General features: G+C 73.4%; 19 protein-coding genes. 12 read left to right on the top strand and 7 right to left on the bottom strand.

Going from position 1 to position 20,736, the window contains the following annotated elements; translation table 11 throughout:
- Positions 1 to 10 precede the first annotated feature (10 nt).
- The 4 genes from AB0D53_RS18380 to msrB all read left to right on the top strand — a co-directional run bounded on the left by AB0D53_RS18380 (position 11) and on the right by msrB (position 3,248).
- Entirely contained in the window at positions 11 to 775 is a 765-nt protein-coding gene (locus tag AB0D53_RS18380) for a pyrimidine reductase family protein (protein WP_362447286.1), read from the top strand.
- A gap of 149 nt (positions 776 to 924) precedes the next feature.
- Positions 925 to 1,377: an indole-3-glycerol phosphate synthase gene (locus AB0D53_RS18375; RefSeq protein ID WP_362447684.1), complete on the top strand. Its 453-nt coding sequence runs from the start codon at positions 925 to 927 to the stop codon at positions 1,375 to 1,377.
- A gap of 59 nt (positions 1,378 to 1,436) precedes the next feature.
- Positions 1,437 to 2,831, top strand: a complete 1,395-nt coding sequence (murC, locus tag AB0D53_RS18370) for a UDP-N-acetylmuramate--L-alanine ligase (RefSeq protein WP_362447283.1) — start codon at positions 1,437 to 1,439, stop codon at positions 2,829 to 2,831.
- A gap of 9 nt (positions 2,832 to 2,840) precedes the next feature.
- Positions 2,841 to 3,248 carry a peptide-methionine (R)-S-oxide reductase MsrB gene (gene msrB / locus AB0D53_RS18365; RefSeq protein WP_362447279.1) on the top strand — a complete coding sequence of 136 codons (408 nt, stop codon included), beginning with the start codon at positions 2,841 to 2,843 and terminating at the stop codon, positions 3,246 to 3,248.
- A gap of 57 nt (positions 3,249 to 3,305) precedes the next feature.
- On the opposite strand, the gene AB0D53_RS18360 is transcribed toward msrB, so the two are convergent.
- Genes AB0D53_RS18360 through AB0D53_RS18350 form a run of 3 tightly spaced genes read right to left on the bottom strand, consistent with a single transcriptional unit; the run spans position 3,306 to position 5,445 of the window.
- Positions 3,306 to 4,103, bottom strand: coding sequence for an ABC transporter permease (locus AB0D53_RS18360; protein WP_362447276.1), 798 nt, complete (start codon positions 4,101 to 4,103; stop codon positions 3,306 to 3,308).
- On the bottom strand, positions 4,103 to 5,077 hold the full coding sequence (locus AB0D53_RS18355; RefSeq protein ID WP_362447273.1) for an ATP-binding cassette domain-containing protein: 975 nt from the start codon (positions 5,075 to 5,077) through the stop codon (positions 4,103 to 4,105). Before AB0D53_RS18355 ends, AB0D53_RS18360 begins: the two co-directional genes overlap by 1 nt.
- Entirely contained in the window at positions 5,074 to 5,445 is a 372-nt protein-coding gene (locus AB0D53_RS18350; protein WP_362447270.1) for a hypothetical protein, read from the bottom strand. The genes AB0D53_RS18355 and AB0D53_RS18350 overlap by 4 nt, the downstream gene beginning before the upstream one ends.
- 67 nt (positions 5,446 to 5,512) lie before the next feature.
- On the opposite strand from AB0D53_RS18350, the gene AB0D53_RS18345 reads away from it, so the two are divergent.
- Both AB0D53_RS18345 and AB0D53_RS18340 read left to right on the top strand, forming a co-directional pair.
- Positions 5,513 to 5,914 (top strand): GntR family transcriptional regulator, encoded by a 402-nt coding sequence (locus tag AB0D53_RS18345; protein ID WP_329819635.1) that lies wholly within the window; start codon positions 5,513 to 5,515, stop codon positions 5,912 to 5,914.
- Positions 5,915 to 6,071: 157 nt separating this feature from the next.
- Positions 6,072 to 7,184 carry a DUF5808 domain-containing protein gene (locus tag AB0D53_RS18340; protein ID WP_362447265.1) on the top strand — a complete coding sequence of 371 codons (1,113 nt, stop codon included), beginning with the start codon at positions 6,072 to 6,074 and terminating at the stop codon, positions 7,182 to 7,184.
- Between the two features lie 99 nt (positions 7,185 to 7,283).
- On the opposite strand, the gene AB0D53_RS18335 is transcribed toward AB0D53_RS18340, so the two are convergent.
- Both AB0D53_RS18335 and AB0D53_RS18330 read right to left on the bottom strand, forming a co-directional pair.
- Entirely contained in the window at positions 7,284 to 7,754 is a 471-nt protein-coding gene (locus tag AB0D53_RS18335) for a hypothetical protein (protein ID WP_362447262.1), read from the bottom strand.
- A 335-nt stretch (positions 7,755 to 8,089) separates the two neighbouring features.
- Positions 8,090 to 10,588 (bottom strand): GTPase-associated protein 1-related protein, encoded by a 2,499-nt coding sequence (locus AB0D53_RS18330; protein WP_362447259.1) that lies wholly within the window; start codon positions 10,586 to 10,588, stop codon positions 8,090 to 8,092.
- A 419-nt stretch (positions 10,589 to 11,007) separates the two neighbouring features.
- Here AB0D53_RS18330 and AB0D53_RS18325 point away from each other — a divergent pair, with 419 nt between their 5' ends.
- The 6 genes from AB0D53_RS18325 to AB0D53_RS18300 all read left to right on the top strand — a co-directional run bounded on the left by AB0D53_RS18325 (position 11,008) and on the right by AB0D53_RS18300 (position 17,239).
- Positions 11,008 to 11,667, top strand: coding sequence for a zinc ribbon domain-containing protein (locus AB0D53_RS18325; protein ID WP_362447256.1), 660 nt, complete (start codon positions 11,008 to 11,010; stop codon positions 11,665 to 11,667).
- Between the two features lie 192 nt (positions 11,668 to 11,859).
- Positions 11,860 to 12,744, top strand: coding sequence for a peptidase S1 (locus AB0D53_RS18320; protein ID WP_362447253.1), 885 nt, complete (start codon positions 11,860 to 11,862; stop codon positions 12,742 to 12,744).
- Positions 12,745 to 12,892: 148 nt separating this feature from the next.
- Positions 12,893 to 13,501, top strand: coding sequence for a GNAT family protein (locus AB0D53_RS18315; RefSeq protein ID WP_362447250.1), 609 nt, complete (start codon positions 12,893 to 12,895; stop codon positions 13,499 to 13,501).
- Between the two features lie 460 nt (positions 13,502 to 13,961).
- Positions 13,962 to 14,990 (top strand): L-threonine 3-dehydrogenase, encoded by a 1,029-nt coding sequence (gene tdh, locus AB0D53_RS18310; RefSeq protein ID WP_362447247.1) that lies wholly within the window; start codon positions 13,962 to 13,964, stop codon positions 14,988 to 14,990.
- Positions 14,991 to 15,041: 51 nt separating this feature from the next.
- A complete protein-coding gene (locus AB0D53_RS18305; RefSeq protein WP_362447244.1) occupies positions 15,042 to 16,235 on the top strand; it encodes a glycine C-acetyltransferase in 1,194 nt (397 codons plus the stop codon).
- Between the two features lie 71 nt (positions 16,236 to 16,306).
- Entirely contained in the window at positions 16,307 to 17,239 is a 933-nt protein-coding gene (locus AB0D53_RS18300; RefSeq protein WP_362447241.1) for a LysR family transcriptional regulator, read from the top strand.
- Between the two features lie 19 nt (positions 17,240 to 17,258).
- Here AB0D53_RS18300 and AB0D53_RS18295 read toward each other — a convergent pair whose 3' ends face one another.
- Together AB0D53_RS18295 and AB0D53_RS18290 are read right to left on the bottom strand one after the other, a co-directional pair.
- Positions 17,259 to 19,889, bottom strand: a complete 2,631-nt coding sequence (locus AB0D53_RS18295; protein ID WP_362447238.1) for an ABC transporter permease — start codon at positions 19,887 to 19,889, stop codon at positions 17,259 to 17,261.
- On the bottom strand, positions 19,886 to 20,602 hold the full coding sequence (locus AB0D53_RS18290) for an ABC transporter ATP-binding protein (protein ID WP_362447235.1): 717 nt from the start codon (positions 20,600 to 20,602) through the stop codon (positions 19,886 to 19,888). Before AB0D53_RS18290 ends, AB0D53_RS18295 begins: the two co-directional genes overlap by 4 nt.
- Between the last annotated feature and the right edge of the window lie 134 nt (positions 20,603 to 20,736).

The following is a 20,736-nucleotide window of genomic DNA, read 5'->3' as shown; positions in this document are numbered from 1 at the left end:
ACTGCAGGACATGCGACGCCTCTTCCCTGTGACCGACCCGACACCGGCTGACCACGAGGGGGAGTGGAATCTGGACGCCCTGGCCGACGCCTACGCCTACCCCGAACAGGACGGCCCCTGGCTGCGCGCCAACATGGTTTCGACGCTCGACGGGGCCGCCCAGCACGACGGCCGCTCGCAGCCGATCTCCTGCGAGAGCGACATGCGGATCTTCGGCACCCTGCGCGGTCTGGCCGATGTGGTGCTGGCCGGCGCGGAGACGGTACGTCTGGAGGGCTACCGGCCCGCCAGGGCCCGGGAGGCATTCGCCGCCCGCCGGGCCGCGGCCGGGCAGGGGCCCGCACCCGCGATCGCCGTGGTGAGCGGCAGCCTGGACCTCGACTTCTCGTTGCCGCTCTTCACCGAGCCGCTGGTGCCGACCCTGGTACTGACCGGCGCCGGGGCCCCGCCGGGCCGGATCGGGGAGGCGCGCCGGGCGGGCGCCGAGGTGGTGATCGCGGGGGACGGCTCCCGGGTGGACCCCGCCAGGGCCGTAAAGGAGCTGGCTGACCGCGGGCTCAAGCGGCTGCTGACCGAGGGCGGCCCGAGGATGCTGGGGCAGTTCGTGGCCGCCGGGGTGCTGGACGAGCTCTGTCTGACCCTCTCGCCGATGCTGACCGCCGGGGACGCGCAGCGGATCGCGGGCGGCCCCTCGGTGGCCGTGCCGGAACGATTCGCCCTGGCATCGGTGCTGGAGGAGGCCGGGTTCCTCTTCACTCGGTACCGTCGGAGCTGACAATCAGCGGAATTTGTCGTTCCGGTTAGCTTCCGGTGGGCACAATTACTCTCGCAGACCCCGTGCGAGCACGGGGAAGGATGGTTTCAGCAGTGACCGGCGACGGCCACTGAAGCAGAAGGGCGCCCGTGGTGTTCACCAGCGTTTTGATGATCGAGAAGGCCCTCACCTCCGAGGACGTCGAGTTCGTCACCACCCTGCACGGGGAGGAGCAGACCTCCTTCGTCGTGCTCATGCAGCCGCGCGGTGACCAGGCCGATGTGCTGCTGCGAGCCATCGACGACCTCGCGATGGGCGAACTGAAGGAGGCCGCCCGGGAGGGTGAGGAGCCGGAGGGCAAGAACGCCAGACAGTCGGCCGAACTCGCGCTCGAAGTGTCACTGGAGGCACTGCGCCAGGCGGGCTCCGAAGCGGTCGGACAGGTGGTCGAGGACCACCCCCTGGACAAGCTGAAATCCGTGGTCGACGACGCGGAGGCGGACGAGGTCATCGTGCTGACCGCACCGCACTACGTCGAGGAGTTCTTCCACCGGGACTGGGCGTCCCGGGCCCGTCACAAGGTCGGCGTACCGGTGCTCAAGCTCTTCGCGCACAGCGAATAGGCTGGGCGGGCACTCCGTACCGACTCGGGTACTCGTATCGACTTCTGGGAGACACACGCATGGCACCCGGTATTCCTGCCGCCATGGAACGGCCGCACTTCATCGGCATCGGCGGCGCCGGAATGTCGGGCATCGCGAAGATCCTCGCCCAGCGCGGCGCCGAGGTCGCGGGCAGCGACGCCAAGGAGTCGGGTACCGCCGAGGCACTGCGGGCGCTGGGGGCGACCGTCCACATCGGGCACGCCGCCGGACATCTGGCGGACGACGCCTCGTGCGTGGTCGTCTCCAGCGCCATCCGCGCCGACAATCCGGAGCTGCTGCGCGCCGCCGAGCTGTCGGTCCCCGTCGTGCACCGCTCCGACGCGCTCGCCTCGCTCATGGGCGGGCTGCGCGCCATCGCGGTGGCCGGTACGCACGGCAAGACGACCACCACGTCGATGCTGGCCGTCGCCCTGACCGAGCTGAACCTCGACCCCTCGTACGCCATCGGCGGCGACCTGGCCGGCCCCGGCACCAACGCGGCGCACGGCGAGGGCGCGATCTTCGTCGCCGAGGCGGACGAGAGCGACCGCAGCTTCCAGAAGTACGACCCCGAGGTCGCGATCGTCCTCAACGTCGAGCTGGACCACCACGCGAACTACGCCTCGATGGACGAGATCTACGAGTCGTTCGAGGCGTTCACCGGCAAGATCGTCCCGGGCGGCACCCTGGTGATCGCCGCCGACCAGGAAGGCGCCGTCGAGCTGACGGAGCGGGTCCGTGCCCGCTCCTCGCTGAACGTCGTCACCTACGGCGAGTCCGAGACCGCCGACGTACGCGTCCACAAGGTCACCCCGCGCGGCCTGACCAGTGAGGTCACGGTCGTCCTGAACGGGAAGTACCTCACGTTCACGGTCTCCGTGCCCGGCCGCCACTACGCCCTCAACGCCGTCGCGGCCCTGGCCGCCGGTGTCGCCCTCGGCATCCCGGCCCACAACCTGGCCTCGGCCCTCGGCAAGTACACCGGGGTCAAGCGCCGCCTCCAGCTCAAGGGCGAGGCGGCGGGCGTGCAGGTCATCGACTCGTACGCGCACCACCCCACCGAGATGACCGCCGACCTCGAAGCGATGCGCGGCGCCGCCTCCGAGGCCCGTCTCCTGGTCGTCTTCCAGCCCCACCTCTTCTCCCGCACCCAGGAGCTCGGCACCGAGATGGGCCAGGCCCTCGCGCTGGCCGACGCCTCCGTGGTGCTGGACATCTATCCGGCCCGCGAGGACCCGATCCCCGGCATCACCAGCGAGCTGATCATCGACGCCGCGCGGGCCGCGGGCGCCGATGTCACCGCCGTCCACGACAAGGCCGAGGTCGCCGGGACCATCGCGGGAATGGCGAAGCCCGGCGACCTCGTTCTCACCATGGGAGCGGGCGACGTCACGGAGCTCGGCCCGCAGATCCTGGACCACCTGTCGAGCTGAGGGAGCGACGTGTCGTACGACATCGAGAAGCCGGACGAGCAGTGGCGGGCGGAGCTGACGCCGGCCGAGTACGCGGTTCTGCGCCAGGCCGGCACCGAACCCGCCTTCGTCGGTGAGTACACCGACACCAAGTCCACGGGCGTCTACTCCTGTCGCGCCTGCGGCGCCGACCTGTTCCGCTCGGACACCAAATTCGAGTCGCACTGCGGCTGGCCGTCCTTCTACGACCCGAAGGACACCGACGCGGTCGAGCTGGTCCAGGACCGCAGCCACGGCATGGTCCGCACCGAGGTCCGCTGCGCGCGCTGCGGATCGCACCTCGGCCATGTCTTCGAGGGCGAGGGCTATCCCACTCCGACGGACCAGCGGTACTGCATCAACTCGATCTCGCTGCGCCTGGTCCCGGACGAGGACTGAGCGGACGGGACGTGTGCCCCGGAACATGTTCCGGGGCACACGTCGCGCCGCGCGCGCTCAGTACACGTCCCTGCGCATCGGCACCAGCACCGCGACGAACGCGGCGGCCAGGGCGTAGCCGGTGAGCAGCAGTCCGCCGCCGACGGGGGAGAGCAGCTGCACCGGGCCGGTCGCCAGCTCCGCGGCCATCGTGTCCGCGGCGTAGTCGAAGCCGGTCAGGGCCGCCGTGGCGCCACCGGGCAGCAGCGGGTAGAGGAGCTTCACCCCCGGGATCATCATCAGCAGGAACTCGCCCGCGTACAGATAGCCGACGACGACGGCCAGCGCCGCGACCTGATGGCGGATCAGCGCCCCGGCGGCCACGCCCAGCAGGGTGTACACCGCCATCGCCACCGCCGGCCGGACGAGCAGCCCCAGCACCTCGCCGGTGGCCATGCCCGGGGTCACCCCGCGCGCCGCCGTACCCCCGAAGAAGGCGGCCGCCGCCGTGCCGGTGAGAACCAGCCCGTACAGCAGCCCGGCGACGCCGCACGCGACGAGCTTGGCGGTGAGCACCTGCCGGCGCCGCGGGGCGTGGAGGAAGGTGTACGTGACGGTGCGGTGCCGGTACTCCGACGTCATCGCCAGGGTCCCGAGCGCGGCCGGCAGGAACACCGTGAAGCTCAGCATTCCGAGGACGGAGCGGACGCCGCCCTCGGTGTCCAGGCCGGGCGCCGGCGGATCGAAGTTCTCCGGGCCGACCAGCGTCATCGCCGCCACCATGCCGCCGCCCAGGACGACGGCCGCGAGGAGTGCCCACAGCCACAGGCGGGTGGCGGCCAGCCGCCGGAACTCCGCCTCGACCAGTGCGTTCATCACCGGTTCCGCCCTTCGTCGGTCAGTACCGCCGGCCGGCCGGGGCCCGCCGGTTCGCCGTCCCCCGCCAGCCGGAGGAAGAGCTGCTCCAGGCTCGTCCCGGCGGACAGCCCGTACACGCGCAGCCGCTCGGCGGCGGCCAGATCGGCGACGGCCGAGTCCGCCATCCCGTACACGCACAGCGTTCCGTCCGGCATGAGGTCCACCCGGTCGGCCGCCCCGCCCCGTGCGGTACCGCGCAGCAGCGCGGCGCGCAGGGCCGCCGCGTCCGGCGAGCGGACCAGCACCGTGCCGGGCGAGAGCCGCTCGACCTCCGCCAGCGGTCCCGCCGCCACCAGCCGGCCCTCGCGGATCACCACCACGTCGTCGACGATCTGCTGCACCTCGCTCAGTACATGGCTGGAAACCAGCACCGTGCGTCCCTCGGCCGCCAGCCCGCGCAGCAGGCCGCGCAGCCAGGCGATGCCCTCCGGGTCGAGCCCGTTGCCCGGCTCGTCCAGCAGCAGCACCCGTGGGTCGCCCAGCAGGGCGGTGGCGAGACCGAGCCGCTGCCGCATGCCCGTGGAGAAGGTGCGGGTGCGGCGGTCGGCCGCCTGCGTGAGCCCCAGCCGGTCCAGCAGTCGAGCGACCCGCTCGGGCGGGTGGCCGCCCATGGTGCGGTAGATGTGCAGATGGTCGCGGGCCGAGTGGCCGGGGTGGACCGCGGAGGCGTCGAGGACGGCGCCCACGGTGGCGGAGGGCCTGGGCAGGTCCGCGTACCGCATTCCGCCGATGGTGGCGGTGCCCGCGGTGGGAGCCACCAGGCCCAGGATCATCCGCATGGTCGTGGTCTTGCCCGCGCCGTTGGGGCCGAGGAAGCCCGTGACGACGCCCGGCCGCACGGTGAAGCTCAGGTCCTCGACGGCGCTGACGCGGCCGAATCGCTTGGTCAGCCCGCCGACCTCCACGGGCAGGCCCTGCGGACGTCCGCTCATCGGTGGCTCCCCACCCGCTGCTCGATGAGCTGTGCCGAGCGCCGGGCGTCGTCGAGCGAGAGGACCAGCTCGTCGAAGTCACCTCCGGCGGCGGCGCGGTCCAGCTCCACGCGCAGTCCCGGCCGGCCCCGGTAGGCGGCCACGAGCTGACGGGGGCCGGTGATCAGCCCCCAGGTGCCGATCTTGGCGACTCCGCCGGCGTGCAGGCCCCTGCGGACGCCGTGGGCCGCGCGCAGCGGGTTGTCGACGACGGTCACCCGGCGGACCGCGGTGAGCGGGACGGTCAGGGAGCCGCGCAGGGTCCATATGCGCTCACGGCCGCTGAACTCGATGGTGAGGCCGGTGTCGGTGATGTTCATCAGTGCCATGGGGATTCACCCTCCAACGGAGCCTGAGCGTCTGTTCTATTAGATGTATAGCAGATAGAGTTGGGGCGTGTATCTAGTTCTCGACCTCGACAGCGAGGTGCCGATCTATCAGCAGATCCGGGACCGGGTGGTGGAGGCCATCGCGGAAGGGGCGTTGGCGCCCGGTGCCGGACTCCCTTCCACCAGGCAGCTGGCCGTCGACCTGGCGATCAACTTCCACACCGTCAACAAGGCCTATGACCTGCTACGACGCGAAGGGTTCATCCGCATCAACCGCAAGAGCGGTGCCGCGGTCCGGCCGGACGTCAAGCAGCCCTCGGACGAACTGCGGGCCGGCGCCGACTGGGAGGCGCGGATGCGCACCCTCCTCGCCGAGCTGGATGTGCGAGGGATCGCGAAGGCGGAGGTGATGAGTCATGTCGCGGCGGTTCTGGACCGCTTCCCCGCGAGGGAGGACGAACAGCCCTGACCCTCGGGACCGGGCGGGGGACCGCGGCGGCCCCTGCCGCTGTACGACGTCCCTCGGCCAACGGCTCCCGGAACGAGACCCCGGAACGTCGTGCCGTGCGCCGGCTCGGCGCCCCGCCCGGCCGGTGCCGGCGACAAGAACGGACAGGTGAACACCCTTGCTGGTCGACGCAGCTCTCAACTTCGGCATACTCGCGGCGCTCGGCGCCGTGCTGTACGCCGCTCCCAGCCCGCTCCTCAACCCCTCCGCCGTGCCCTTCGGCGTCCGCGTACCGCCGGACAAGGCGGGCTCCGCCGCCGTGGAGGAACAGCGCAGCCGCTACCGCGGCGCGATGCTGGTCGCCGCGGCCGTCGTCACCGTGCCCGCCTCGGCGCTCGGCGCCGTGCTCGGCACCCCGGCCGCCGGAGTCGCCGGCTCGCTGCTGCTCTGCGCCCTCGCCGCCGTTCTGTGGGTACGCGCCCACCGGGCCATCGCCCGCGCGAAGGCGGAGGGCGGGTGGTACGAACAGACCCGGCAGGGCGCCGTCGTGGACACGTCCCTGCGCACCGACCCGGTCCGCTTCCCCTGGGGCTGGACGGTGCCCGCGCTGGCCGTCATCGCCGTCAGCGTCGTCGCGGGCATCGTCGTCTACCCCGGCCTGCCCGACCACCTCGCGCTGCCCGAACGCTCGCCCGGCGGCACCGTCTACCGTACGTACCCGACCAGTGTGTGGACCGCCTTCGGGTTCGTCCTCGGCCAGGTCCTGCTCACCCTGACCATGGCCGCCACGGTCGCCGGGCTGCTCCGTGCCCGCGCCGACCTCGATGTGGCGCGCCCCGTGGCCGGCGCCGCACGGTACCGCCGCTATCTCACGGTCACGGCCCGCTCCATGATGGGCATCGCCGCCCTGGTGGACCTGATGCTGCTCGGGCTGTCCGCGCTGATCTGGAGCGACACCCGCTCCACGGCCATGACCCTGGCCGTCACCGGGGTGCCGCTCGTCGGGGTCCTCGCCGTGACCGCCTGGCTCGTCCTGCGCGTCGGGCCCTTCGGGAGCAGGCTGCCGCAGGACACGGGCGAGCAGAGCACCGGACTGGTCCCGCGCGACGACGACCGCTTCTGGCGCGGCGCCGGCACGGTCTACGTCAATGCCGACGACCCGGCGATCCTGGTGCCCAAACGGGTCGGCATCGGCTGGACGGTCAACCTCGGCAACCCGCGGTCCCTCGTCGTCGTCGCACTGGTCCTCGCCGTCGCGGTGGGAGCGACCGTCGTCCAGGCCGTCCGGTGACCCGGGGGCCTTCGTCCGGACCAGGCCGGACCCCGCGAGCCCGGCATGACCCGAACGAGAGGCCCCAGGGGCGGCCGGGGGCGGAGCCGGGCCCGGAGGTCAGTCCTCGGACCCGTCCTCGGCGCTCTCCGGCCGCAGCAGCGGATGGGCGACACCCGGGAACACCCGGGCCTGCACGACCGGCTCGGCGGAGCCGCCCCGGACCACGGTCCCGGCGACACCCCACGGCCGCCCGGGCAGCACCACGGTCAGGTTGTACGAGGACGCGCAGCCCATGCAGTCGTAACGGTCGGCCCAGGTCTCCACGTCCGTGACACTGCCGGGGTAGCGCGCCACGTGGCGGTGGAGCGCGTGGCAGCGCTCGCACCGCTCGCCGGGCTCGCACGTACCGCCGCAGGGGCACGGGACGTCGAGCGTGTCGGCGGGCCGCCAGCGCTGGGTGAGGACGGCCTCACGCGTGGCGCCCATGTCCTTCATGGCCTTCAGATTGCGGGCGGCGACGTTGTACGACTCGCCGGTCGCGGCCATCCGGTCCCGGATGACGTCCTTGCGTCCGCGGTTCGTCGTCATCTGTTCCTCCTGGGGGTGTCACGCAGCCCGCCGGGAGCACACGAGATCGATAGGTCACACGGTACCGGTCACCCACGACGGGCCACGACCTCCGTGGTCCGCCCGCGATCTGCGGGGTGCGTTGCCCGCGACCTCCGGGGGCTGCTCGCCACCGCCGGGGCTGCCTACCGTGCTGGTGCGTCGCCCGCGACCTCCGGGGTGCGCTGCCCGCCACCGCCGGGGCCGCTCACCGCGCTGGTGCGTTGCTCAGGACCGCCGGGGGTGCACTGCTCACGGCCGCCGGGGGTGCCGCCCGCGACCTCCGTGGCCCGCCCGCGGCCGCCGGGGTGCGCCGCTCACGTCCGCCGTACCCGGGCCGCCAGTCTGTCGCCGAGCCGCTTGCGGAGGCCGGCCGGCCGGTTCCACGTCCGGAACGCCTCCGCCGTGCGACTGCTGCCCGCCCGTTCGGCGGCTTCCTCCACCGCCGCCACCTCGGCGGCGGACAGGCCGCGCACGACCGGGCGCAGCACCTCCTCCAGCAGCGCCGCCCGGGTCTCGCTCCAGGTGCGGCCCGCGTGCGGGTGGGAGCTCCAGACGGTGAAGCAGTCGGCGACATAGGCCGGGTCGGAGCGCAGCCGGGTGAGCACCGCGTCCTGCCGGGCGGCGCCGCCGTAGGCCGCGATGAGGCCGGGGTCGTCGCTGTGGACGAACGCGTACAGCTCCGCCTCCGGCCGGTCCGGGTCGAGCAGCCGCCCGGCCAGGGCGCCGAACGCCTGCTCGCGCACGCCCGGCTCCACCGGCTCTGCCCCGGCACACAGCTCCCGGGCCCGTTCCGCCCAGCCGGGCTCCGCCGCCCCCGAGCGGACGTCCCGGGCGAACTCCAGGAGGAGCAGCGCGCCGCGTGCCCGCGCGTCGATCTCCTGGGGGAAGCCGCGCAACAGGTCATGGGCGAGCTCGGGGGCCTCCGCGTCGTCGGCCGGGGCACCGAGCGCCGCCGCCACGAGAACGGCCCACGTTCCGGCCGTACGGTGCGCGTCCGACGTGCTCCCGGCCAGCAGCAGCCGTGCCTCGCCCGCCGTGGGGGTGGTGTCGCCCCAGACGAGACCCACCGCGGTACGCAGCACCAACGGCTCGGTGAAAGGTGACATCCCGCCGGCGCGCAGCACGGCGTTCAGCACCTTCACCCGGTCCTCGCCGCCGCCCGCCCCGGCCTCCGGCGCCGCCGCACACATCCGCAGATGCGGCAGCGCCTGGGCCCCGGTGAAGGGCAGGGCGACATCGGCCAGCAGCCGTCGGGCCGCCAGGGGGTGGTGCGGGGTGATCCGGTCCAGCTCGCCCAGCAGCGCGGTGCGGACGTCGAACTGCTCGTCCAGGAGGTCGAGCAGCACCCGGGCGCAGTCGCCCGCGCCCTCGTCCAGCAGCACCCGTGCCATTCGGCGTACGACCTCGGGGAGCAGGTCCGCACAGTCCACGTCCAGCAGCCGCGCGATCCGCAGCAACTGGACCGTGCGCCCCACACTCCGCCCGGGTGCGGCGTCCGGGGCCACGGGGGCACCGGTCGCCAGTTCGGCCCGCAGATCCTCGCCCAGGGTGTCGACGAGCGCCGCGGCGACGCGTTCCCCGTCCGGCCCGGCGAAGACCGAGCGCCCCGGGGGTGTCACGGAGACATCGCCCCCATGGACCGCCTCCGTCACCAGCAGTGCGCCGAGGGAGGCCGTCACGGCTGCCGGGGCCCTTCCGTCGAGCGCGGTCAACAGCCGTGCCACGGCGGCGAGTTCGCGAGAGGTTCGGTCGATGCTGGGGTCGGTCAGCGCATCGGTGAGCCGGTGCGTCTGCTCCTCGTCCAGCGCGTACGGCCGCTCGGCGGCCCACTCGGCCGCCGCGGCCCGCTCGCCGGGGCCGAGCGGAACACCCGCGCACAGCGCGGTGACGGCGAGCGGACCGGCGGCGAAGGGCCCGCCGGGCAGTTCGGCCGCCGCCCGGAACAGCTTCGGGGACCGGTTCCGCCAGATCCGGGCGCAGGTCTCGGCCCAGGCGTCGTCCACCGGATCCCCGGGCCGCGCGCCCGTGCAGTCGTGGACCCGCAGCTCCTGCGCCTCGGATCCGCCCGCGCGCGGTGCGTCCTGCGGGAGTACACCGACGATCCGGTGCGGGGAGTGCGCCGGACGGCGGGTGTACGTCGTGAACGTCAGCCGGTGCGCGTGGTCCGGCGGGAGCACGGCCGAGGCGAGGGCGATCCACCGGGCCACATCGGCACTGTGCCGCTCCACCAGGACCAGACGCCCCGCCGGGGGGCCCTCGCACACCCGGCGCAGGTCGGCGAAGACCGCCGCCAGCCAGGGGCTCCGGGAGACCGCGAAGTCGTTCAGCGCCTCCGGCCCGAAGGCGGCGGAGGCCGGCAGGGCGGATATCCGCCCGGGCGCGCCTCCGGCCGGCGGGGCGGACGCCCAGCCCGGCGAGCGCCAGGCGGTGATCGGCAGTGCGTCGTCCGGCAGGCGCGTACCGGCCGGGAGGTGCACCGCGTGCGCGTGGAACCCGAGGGTGCCGGGACCGGAGGAGGGGCCGGTGGACGCCCCGGAGCCGTGACCGGTGAATGCCACCGTGCGGGCCAGCAGATGACCGCCGTCCGGCAGCGCGCTGAAGCTGAACGCCTCCGGAAGGGAGCGGAGTTGCTCGGGGGTCGGCCGGTGCGGGGCGTCGGCGGGCGGTTCGAGGCCGAGGAGCTGTTCGGCCTCGGCCAGCACCTGCGTGGGCAGTCCGGCGCTCACCGCCGTGAAGCGCGCGCCGTTCCCGCCCCCGTCGTCGTCCGCAGCGGCAGCCGAGGCAGAGGTGTAGTGCAACTGCGCGAGACTCATGCGTCGGGCCCTCTTCGTCCTTGCCGCAGACCTTCCCGTGGCGTCGGCACACCCTCCGTCAACGGCCCTCGGGGCGGACCGTACGAGGCACGGCGACGACCCCGGCGGGAAGTGGGAACCGCGATCGCGGGAGCGACGCTATCAAGGCGTGCGCCTCCCTCGCGCGCCCCGCCGAACACCCGTGCCGCGCACCGGAGTCGGCCCGGGACGCGGCACGGTGCGCCAGATGCGCGCCATGCCCGCCGCGTACGTCACGAAGTCTGTCGGGGCGGCTGCGGGGGTGCTCCGGCCGCCCCGCCCGCCGGAGGGGAACGGCGGTATTGCCGAACCATGACCTTCCGGCCGCACCACGGCCGTCGATGATTGCCATCATGACCTCTGACGACGACCCGACGACGCGAGGGCACAGAGGTTCAGACGTGGCCGACGAAATCTACTTCAGCAACAACTACAGCGACCTGTCGCGGCAGCACGGCACCGGTGCGGGCTTCCAGTTCGAGTTCCGGTGCCAGCGCTGTTCGGACACCTGGCGCTCACCGTTCGAACCCTTCAGATCGGGCCAGGCGGCAGGCTGGATAGGCAAGGGCGTCAGCGCCGCCTTCGGCCTGCTGGGCGGCAGTGCCAACACGATCAACAACGCTGCCGACGGGCTGGCCGGTGCGACCTGGGGCGGGGCGCGGGACACCGCGTTCCGGCGGGCGATCGACGACGCGCGCGGGCACTTCAACCGCTGCCCCCGCTGCACCTCGTACGACTGCGGGCGGTGCTGGAACCCCGAGCAGGGCCTCTGCCTCCAGTGCGCCCCCGACACCGCCGCCGAGGCGGAAGCGGCCCGCCGGCGCGGGCTCAACGACTCGGTCTCCGACCGCGCCTACGCAGCCGGGCAGAACGCCGGGCAGGGCTACGACGCCGACAGCGCCCGGCAGTTGGTGTGCCCGCAGTGCCGTACGGAGACCCACGGCGGCGCCTTCTGCCCCGGGTGCGGCCACCGGCTCGCCCAGAGCCCGCAGTGCGCCTCGTGCCACGCGGCCGTGCCCCAGGGTTCCGCGTTCTGCCCGGGTTGCGGCTCACGGCAGTAGCGGTGACGGGCGGCGCGCGGGGTGGTCGCGGAGACCGGCGCGCGGCGGATCGGACCCAATGCGCCGCCCTCACCTCAATGGCCGACGCACCGTCCGCCCGGCCGGTCGTTGAGCGTCATCGGATTGGTCAAATCCCCCGAGGGCGCCATTCGTTCCGGCCCAAGGGTCCATTTGCGCAGAGGAGTTACTCCGTTGAAGCTCAAGACTCTCTCCGCGGCGGCGGCCGTCCTGGCGCTGGCCGGTCTCACCGGGACGTCCCCGGCCGGTGCGGTGCCCGGCACGGTCTCCGGTGACGGCGGCAACCGCATCGGCACCCTGCGGGTCAATGGCGACGCCTATGTGAAGGAGGGCGGCCTCAGTGCGACCTGGGTCAAGGAGTCCGACAAGGTCAAGCAGATCACCCTCTCCGGCAACCGCATCGGCGTCCTCACCGGCGACGGCGTCGCGTGGGTGAAGGAGGGCGGGCTCAGCGCCACCTGGGTGAAGGAAGCCACCGACGTCAAGCAGATCGCCCTGTCCGGCAACCGCATCGGTGTCCTCAAGGACAACGGTGAGGCGTATGTGAAGGAGGGCGGCCTCAGCGCGACCTGGGTCAAGGAGTCCGACAAGGTCAAGGAGCTGGAGCTCTCAGGCAACCGCATCGGTGTGGTCACCGGCGACGGTGTCGCGTGGGTGAAGGAGGGCGGCCTCAGCGCCTCCTGGGTACGGGAGTCGGACAACGTCATCGGCATCGACCTGGCCGGCGACCGCATCGGTGTCCTGGTCGGCAACGGCGTCGCGTGGGTGAAGGAGGGCGGCCTCAGCGCCTCCTGGGTGCGCGAGGCCGACGACGTCGTCCAGCTCGAACTGTCCGGCAACCGCATCGGCGTCCTCAAGGACGACGGCAAGGCGTACGTGAAGGAGGGCGGGCTCAGCGCCACCTGGGTCCACGAGTACGACCAGGCCATCCAGATCGCCCTGTCCGGCAACCGCATCGGGGTGCTCAAGGGCGACGGCGACGCGCGGGTGAAGGAGGGCGGCCTCAGCGCCACCTGGGTCCTGGAGGCGGGCGACGTCACGGAGTTGGCGCTCTCCTGACCCGCCGTCCCCGCACGTGACCCGTGCGATCGGCCGCGTCGCACACCGGTGCCGATTCAGGTGTGCGGCGCGGTGCCGCCCGGGAAGGTCACCCCGGTCCGGGAAAATCGCTGGTCGGGAGGTGTGATCCTTCCGTAGAAAGGGGTGCATGAGCACTTCTTCCTCCGCACCGGCCGACCACAGGACCTTCGTCCGTACCGCACTCGATCTGAAGGACGCGGTACTGCGCCCCTGGAGCCGGGCGGACGCCGGCTCGGAAGCCCTGCTGGACGCGCTGGTGACCGCCGCCGCCGATCCGGCGATCGCCCTCTGGAACCCCATGGCGGCTGCCGACCGGGACGCGGCCGGTGCCTGGGTGGAGGCGCGTGACGGCGGCTGGGAGCGCGGCACGGCCGCCCCCTTCGCGATAGTGGACGCCATCGACGGCACCCTGCTGGGCTGTGTCAATCTGCGCTGGGTCGACCGCGCGGACGGGCTGGCGATGATCGGCTACTGGCTGTTGCCCACCGCCCGTGGACGGGGCCTCGCGACACGGGCGGTCGCGGCGGTGACGGGCTGGGGCTTCGCGACGGCCGGCGCCCGCCGCATCGAGATCGCCCACGCCGTCGGCAACGAGGCGTCCTGCCGGGTGGCGGACCGCTGCGGCTATCTCCCCGAGGGCGTCCTGCGCGAGTCCTTCCGCTTCGGCGACGGCGAGTACCACGACGAGCACCTGCACGCCCGACTGGCCGGCGACCCGGAACCCGGAAGACCCTGACGGAGCGGCGGATCTCCCGGGAACCGGCCGCCCCTCTTCCGCACTCATGGGGTCGGCACTCATGGGATCGGTACTCATGGGATCGACGCGACGCCGGGGCGACGGGGGTGGTCGATCGCGGTACGGGAGAGGGGCTTGCGCCACCGGGCCGCGCACGGACGGGCCCGTCTCCCGCGGCCCCGCACCGAGGTCCGAGCCGGTCCCTCCGTGCGCCGGACGGGGGAACCGTGCCGAAGGGCATGAAGCGGATCTTCGGGCGCGCTTAAGAAAACCTCGATGGACCTGTGGCGCGGGGTGCGGCAGATTTCTCCGTGACGGCCGAGGATGGTGCGCGGCAGCCGATCGACGCGCGCTGCCGATGTGTCCCGTCCCTCTCGATCCTCCCCGGGCCGCAGGCTTCCCCTTGGCATGCCCCCGGCCCGGGGTACTCAACGCCGCACCAGCGCAGGGAGCCACAGCCGTGAAGGCACTCGTGAAGCAGAAGGCCGAGCCCGGACTCTGGCTGATGGACGTGCCGGAGCCGGAGATCGGCCCCACGGACGTACTGATCAAGGTCCTCCGTACCGGCATCTGCGGCACCGATCTGCACATCCGCAACTACGACGGCTGGGCGCAGCAGGCCGTACGCACCCCCCTCGTTCTCGGGCACGAGTTCGTGGGCGAGGTCGCGGAGACCGGCGCCGACGTCGTCGACATCAACGTCGGCGACCTGGTCAGCGGCGAGGGCCACCTGGTCTGCGGCAAGTGCCGCAACTGCCTGGCCGGCCGCCGCCACCTGTGCCGCTCCACGGTCGGCCTCGGCGTCGGCCGGGACGGGGCCTTCGCCGAGTACGTCGCCCTGCCCGCGTCCAACGTCTGGGTGCACCGGGTCCCCGTCGACCTCGACGTCGCCGCGATCTTCGACCCGTTCGGCAACGCCGTGCACACCGCGCTGTCGTTCCCGCTGGTCGGTGAGGACGTACTGATCACCGGTGCCGGGCCGATCGGCATCATGGCCGCGGCCGTGGCCAGGCACGCGGGTGCCCGCAACGTGGTCATCACCGACGTCAGCGAGGCCCGCCTCGAACTGGCCCGGAAGGTCGGCGTCAGCCTCGCCCTGAACGTCGGCGAGGAGACCATCACCGAGGGCCAGAAGCGCCTCGGGCTGCGCGAGGGCTTCGACGTCGGCCTGGAGATGTCCGGCCGGCCCGAGGCGATGCGCGACATGATCGCGAACATGACGCACGGCGGCCGGATCGCCATGCTCGGACTGCCGTCCGAGGAGTTCGCCGTCGACTGGGCCCGCATCGTCACCTCGATGATCACCGTCAAGGGCATCTACGGCCGTGAGATGTACGAGACCTGGTACGCCATGTCCGTACTGCTGGAGGGCGGCCTCGACCTCGCCCCCGTGATCACCGGCCGGTACGGCTACCGCGACTTCGAGGCGGCCTTCGACGACGCGGCGAGCGGCCGCGGCGGCAAGGTCATCCTCGACTGGACCTCCTGACCCGACGCCTCCGAAGACGACGCCACCGTAGACAGCTGGGAGACACCCCTCATGTTCGACTCCGTACGCGACGACATGCGCACCACCCTCGAAGAGATCGAGGCCGCCGGACTGCACAAGCCCGAGCGCGTGATCGGCACCCCGCAGTCCGCGTCGGTCGCCGTCACCGCGGGCGGCCGCCCCGGTGAGGTGCTCAACTTCTGCGCCAACAACTACCTGGGCCTCGCCGACCACCCCGAGGTGATCGCCGCCGCCCACGAGGCGCTGGACCGCTGGGGCTACGGCATGGCCTCGGTCCGCTTCATCTGCGGCACCCAGGAGGTCCACAAGGAGCTGGAGCAGCGGCTCTCCACGTTCCTCGGCCAGGAGGACACGATCCTCTACTCCTCCTGCTTCGACGCCAACGGCGGTGTCTTCGAGACCGTCCTCGGCCCGGAGGACGCGGTGATCTCCGACGCCCTCAACCACGCCTCCATCATCGACGGCATCCGCCTCTCCAAGGCCAAGCGGTTCCGCTACGCCAACCGCGACATGGACGACCTGGAGAAGCAGCTCAAGGAGGCCTCCGGCGCCCGGCGCAGGCTCGTCGTCACCGACGGCGTCTTCTCCATGGACGGGTACGTCGCCCCGCTGCGCGAGATCTGCGACCTGGCCGAGCGCTACGACGCCATGGTCATGGTCGACGACTCGCACGCCGTCGGCTTCGTCGGCCCCGGCGGCCGCGGCACGCCGGAGCTGCACGACGTGATGGACCGGGTCGACATCATCACCGGCACCCTCGGCAAGGCGCTCGGCGGCGCGTCCGGCGGCTATGTCGCGGCCCGCGCCGAGATCGTCGCGCTGCTGCGCCAGCGCTCCCGCCCGTACCTCTTCTCCAACTCCCTCGCCCCGGTCATCGCGGCCGCCTCGCTCAAGGTCCTCGACCTGCTGGAGGCCGCCGGCGACCTGCGCGAGCAGCTCAATGCCAACACCGCGCTCTTCCGTACCCGGATGACCGAGGAGGGCTTCGACATCCTGCCCGGCGACCACGCCATCGCCCCCGTCATGATCGGGGACGCGGCGAAGGCAGGCCGGATGGCGGAGCTCCTCCTGGAGCGCGGTGTGTACGTGATCGGGTTCTCCTACCCGGTGGTCCCGCAGGGCGCGGCCCGCATCCGCGTCCAGCTCTCCGCCGCGCACTCCACGGCGGACGTGAACCGCGCCGTGGACGCGTTCGTCGACGCGCGGGCCGCGCTGGGGGAGTAGTCCCCGCCTCCCGCACGGGGAGCCCCGCCCGGGAGGCGGGGTTCCCTCCGTGACCTGGGACAATGGGGCACATGATCGATTCACGGCGGCTGCGCATCCTCCGTGCGGTGGCCGACCACCGCACGGTGACCGCCGCGGCCGCCGCGCTGTATCTCACCCCGTCCGCGGTCTCCCAGCAGCTCGCCGCGCTGGAGCAGGAGACCGGGCACCGGCTCGTGGAACGGGGCGCGCGCGGCGCCCGGCTCACCCCCGCCGGGGAGATCCTGCTGACCCACACCAACGCGGTGCTGGCCCAGCTGGAACGGGCCGAGGCGGAGCTCGCCGCCTACGACGCGGGGGACGCGGGCACGGTCACCGTCGCCGCGTTCGCCACCGGCATCGGCCTGGTCCTCGCCCCCGCGATCGCCGAACTGACGCACTCCGCGCCAGGCATCCGGGTCCGGGTCCAGGACGCCGAGGGTGACGCGAGCGTGCCGATGGTGCTCGACCGGCAGGTCGATGTGGCGGTCGCCGTCGAGTACCGGGGAGCCCCGGGCGAGGACGACCTGAGGCTGACCCGGGTGCCGCTGTACTCCGAGCCGTTCGACGCGGTGCTGCCGGTCGGGCACCGGCTGGCCGACCGGGCACAGGTGGCCATCGCCGACCTGGAGAAGGACGCGTGGATCGGCCCGTACCCCGGCAATCCCTGCCACGACGTGGTGGTCCTGTCCTGCGAGTTCGCCGGCTTCCAGCCGAGGCTGGCGCACTCCTCGGACGACTTCCGCGCGGTGGTCGCGCTGGCCGGGGCGGGCGCCGGGGTGGCGCTGGTGCCCCGGTCGGCGCTGCGGGGGATGGAGCTGGCGGGGGTGGTGGTACGGCCGGTGGCGGGCAGTGCGCCGACCCGCCGGGTCTTCGCCGCGGTACGGCAGGGGGCGGAGGGGCATCCGCTGATCGCCCCGGTGCTGGACGCGCTGGCCGCCGCGGCGGCACGGGAGGGGGCGCTGCCCCTGCCCGCGTCACCGTGACACCCCGGGGCAACCGCCCTCACGCCCGTGGCCCGGGGCCGGACCGGCCGCCGGACGACCCGGGCCACAGCACCCCCGCACCCGCCGCGACCGTCACGGCCAGGGCGAGCACCCCGTACCGCTCCGGTGGCAGATACGGCACCGAACCGGTCGCCGACACCGCGAACGCCACCAGCGGGACCGCCGCGACCAGCGTGCCGATCGCCAGCCCGGCCACCGCCACCAGCCCCGTCTCCAGCACCAGCATCCGCCGCACCTGACGGCGGCCCGCACCGACCGTCCGCAGCAGCCGGAACTCGGCGCGGCGGCCCACCGTGATCAGGGACAGCGTGCTGACCACCGCGAGCAGCGCGAAGCCGCCGATCACCCCCACACCGATGATGCCCATCGCGTCGTCCTGGTCCGAGGACGTGGGTGCGATCCGTACGTCGTCGGCCGTCGCGGACCGGACCCGCACCCCCTCGTACCGGGCGAGCGCACGCCGTACCGAAGCGGCGGTGGCGGTGGCCGTGCCGTCCGTCGAGCGGATCAGGATCCGCTGGTCGCGAAGGGCCGGGACATGCCCAGCCAGCGCCTCGTGGGGCAGCATGAACTCGCCGAGCCCGAGCGCCCGTTCGTAGAGCGCCACCACACGGAGTCGTACCTCGGTGCCGTCGCCGAGACGGAGCTCGACCGAGTCGCCGGGGCCGACACCGAGATCGTCGGCCCGGTCCTTGCCGACCGCCACCGTGTCCCTGCCGGTGAGGCCGGCCAGATCGCCCGCGGTGACCCGCGGATCGAGCGTGCCGGCCAGCTGGTCCGCCGTCACACCCAGGACCGGGAACCGGTCGAGCTTCGGATCGCCCATCTCCCGGTGGGCGAGGACGACACCGGAGCGCAGCACTCCGGTCGCCGCCGCCACCCCCGGCGTCTCGCGCACGGCCCGGGCCGCGCCGGCGGGCAGCCCCGCCGCCGGGCCCGTCACCACCAGATCGGCCCGGAGCGCGGCGGCGGCCTGCCGGTCGGCGGCCCGCTCCAGGGTCGAGGCCGCCGCCAGCTGTACGCAGACGAAGGTGACCACCAGCACGATCGGAGTGATCGCCGCGCCGAGGCGCCGGTTGTGCGCGGCGGCGCCCCTGGCGGCGAGGAAGCCCGAGACCCCGCCGGCACGCCGCACCGGAGTGCCGAGGACCCGCATTGTCACCCGGGCGATCCACGGGCCGAGCAGCGCCACGGAGATGATCAGCGAGGTCGCCGCACCCGACGCGGCCACCGCGGCGGCCTGCCCGCCCTGAGCCGTCGCCGCACCGGCCGCACTCACGCCCGCCAGGGCCAGCACCGCCCCGCAGACCGTACGCACCCGCCCCGGCTCGCCCGGCTCCGGCGCCCCGGCCGCATCCAGTGCGGCGGCGGGCCGCAGCTCGGTGATGGACCTGGCCGCGATGGCCGACACCGGGCGGGCGGCGAGCGCGACGAGCGCGGCACCCGCGGCCGACGCGGCGAACGGCAGCCACACCGGTACCGGCAGCGGCAGCGGGTCCGTCGTCAGGAGCGACCGCATCAGCAGCCCCAGCGGTACGGCACCGACCCCGCCCAGCAACGCCGCGGCACCGGCCACCCGGCTCACCTCACGGCCGACGGCCGACCTGAGCTGCCGGGGCGTCGCCCCCACGGCCCGCAGCAGCGCCAGTTCACCGGAGCGCTGGTGGACCGCCTGGGAGAGCGTGGTGGCGATCACCAGGAGTGCCACCATGAAGACCGTTCCCGTGATGGAGGCGAGCAGCGGCAGCAGCTCGCCGCGGGCGCCGAGCGCGTCCGGGTGCTCGGCCCGCCCGCGCTCCGGGCCGGTGAGCACCAGGACGTCACGGTCACCACGGGCCCGGTCGGGCAGCGCCTTCTCCAGCGATGCCCGCAGCTCGTCCGTGGAGACGCCCTTCTCGGCGAGGACGCCGATCGCGTCGACCGTGCCGGGGTGCCCGGCCAGGGCGGTGAGGCGCTCCTCGGTGAGGAAGACGGCGGGGGGACCGCCCGGGTGCCCGGTGCCGGCGACACCGCTGACGGTGTACGGCCGGGGAGCCCCGTCGGCCTGCAGGGTCACCCGGTCACCGGTCCTGCTCCCGGTGGCCGCCGCCAGCGCGCCGTCGACGACCACCTCGGTAGCGGTCCTGGGCGCGTGGCCCTCCGTCAGCCGGTACGGGGTGAGCACTCCGGCAGCCCAGGAACGGCCGGAGCCCGAGGCCGTGCCGCCCTCGCCGCCCACGGTCACCGGTACCGAATCGTCCGCGACGGCCTTCGCGACGCCGTGCGCGGCTGCCGCCCTCGCCACCACGGAGCGGTCGAGCCGCACCCGTTCCGGCAGATACGCCGTCGCGGTCTGCGGCTCGCTGCCCCACGGCTTCGCCGTGTACGTCACCCGCTGGTCTGCCGCCACCACCGCGTCGGCCCCCGCGTAGCGCTCCACCGGCGGCTTCGCCAGCAGCAGCGAACCCACGACGAGAGCGAAGGCGCCGATCAGCGCGGCCGCCGCCGTCGTCGCCACGAACACCGTGCCCCAGGCCCGGCGATGGGCCTTCAGCGACCGCCGGGCGAGGAACGCCGACGCCCGGCGGACACCGCGGCGCACATCCGGCCCGGGCCGTTCCGTGTCCTGGCTCCTGTTCTTCCCGCTCATCGCAGCCGGCCGCCGTCCATCGTCAGCACGGTGTCCGCCCAGCTCGCCGCCACCGGGTCATGGGTGACCATGACGACCGTACGGCCGTCGATCCGCACCGCGTCCCGCAGCAGGCCGAGGACCAGCGTCGCCGACTCCGGGTCCAGGGAGGCGGTCGGCTCGTCCGCGAAGATCAGCTCGGGTCCGGTCACCAGCGCCCGCGCCACCGCGACCCGTTGCTGCTCGCCGCCGGAGAGCGTCGCCGGGCTCTGCGCGCCGCGGCCGGCCAGCCCGACCCGGTCCAGCAGGTCCCGCCCCCGGTCCAGCACCCGCTCGTCCGCCGGGTCGGCGCCCGCCAGCACCAGCGGCAGCACCACGTTCTCCTCGATGCTCAGCGAAGGGACCAGGTTGAGGGCGTGCGACTGGAAGACGAAGCCGATCCGGTCCCGCCGCAACCGGGTCAGCGCGGCCTCCGAAAGCGCACCGAGATCGGTGTCCCCGATCCGTACCGTGCCCGAGGACGGACGGTCCAGACCCGCCGCACACTGGAGGAACGTGCTCTTCCCCGACCCCGAAGGACCCACCACCGCGGTGAAGCTCCCGGCCGGAACCACGCAACTGACCGCATCGAGCGCGGTCGCCTCCCGGCCGCGCCGGCCGTGGCGCCGGCTCACCGACTCCAGCCTCAGCGCGGGCGACCGCACCGCTGTGATCGTGTCCACCGTTGCCTCCACCTTCCCCTGCCCTGCTTGGCCTTTCCGACCTGGGTAAACGCTATGAATCCCGGGCCGTCGGCACGAGGGCGCGCGGTCCCGGAACGGGGGTGCAGCCAGCTCCACCCCGCCCCGGGAGAGGGCCCTACTCCGGC

The sequence above is a fragment of the Streptomyces sp. NPDC048295 genome (assembly GCF_040652135.1).
Lineage (GTDB): Bacteria > Actinomycetota > Actinomycetes > Streptomycetales > Streptomycetaceae > Streptomyces.
The sequence above is the reverse complement of the archived record's forward strand: the minus strand, read 5'-3'. Positions and strand labels throughout refer to the sequence as shown.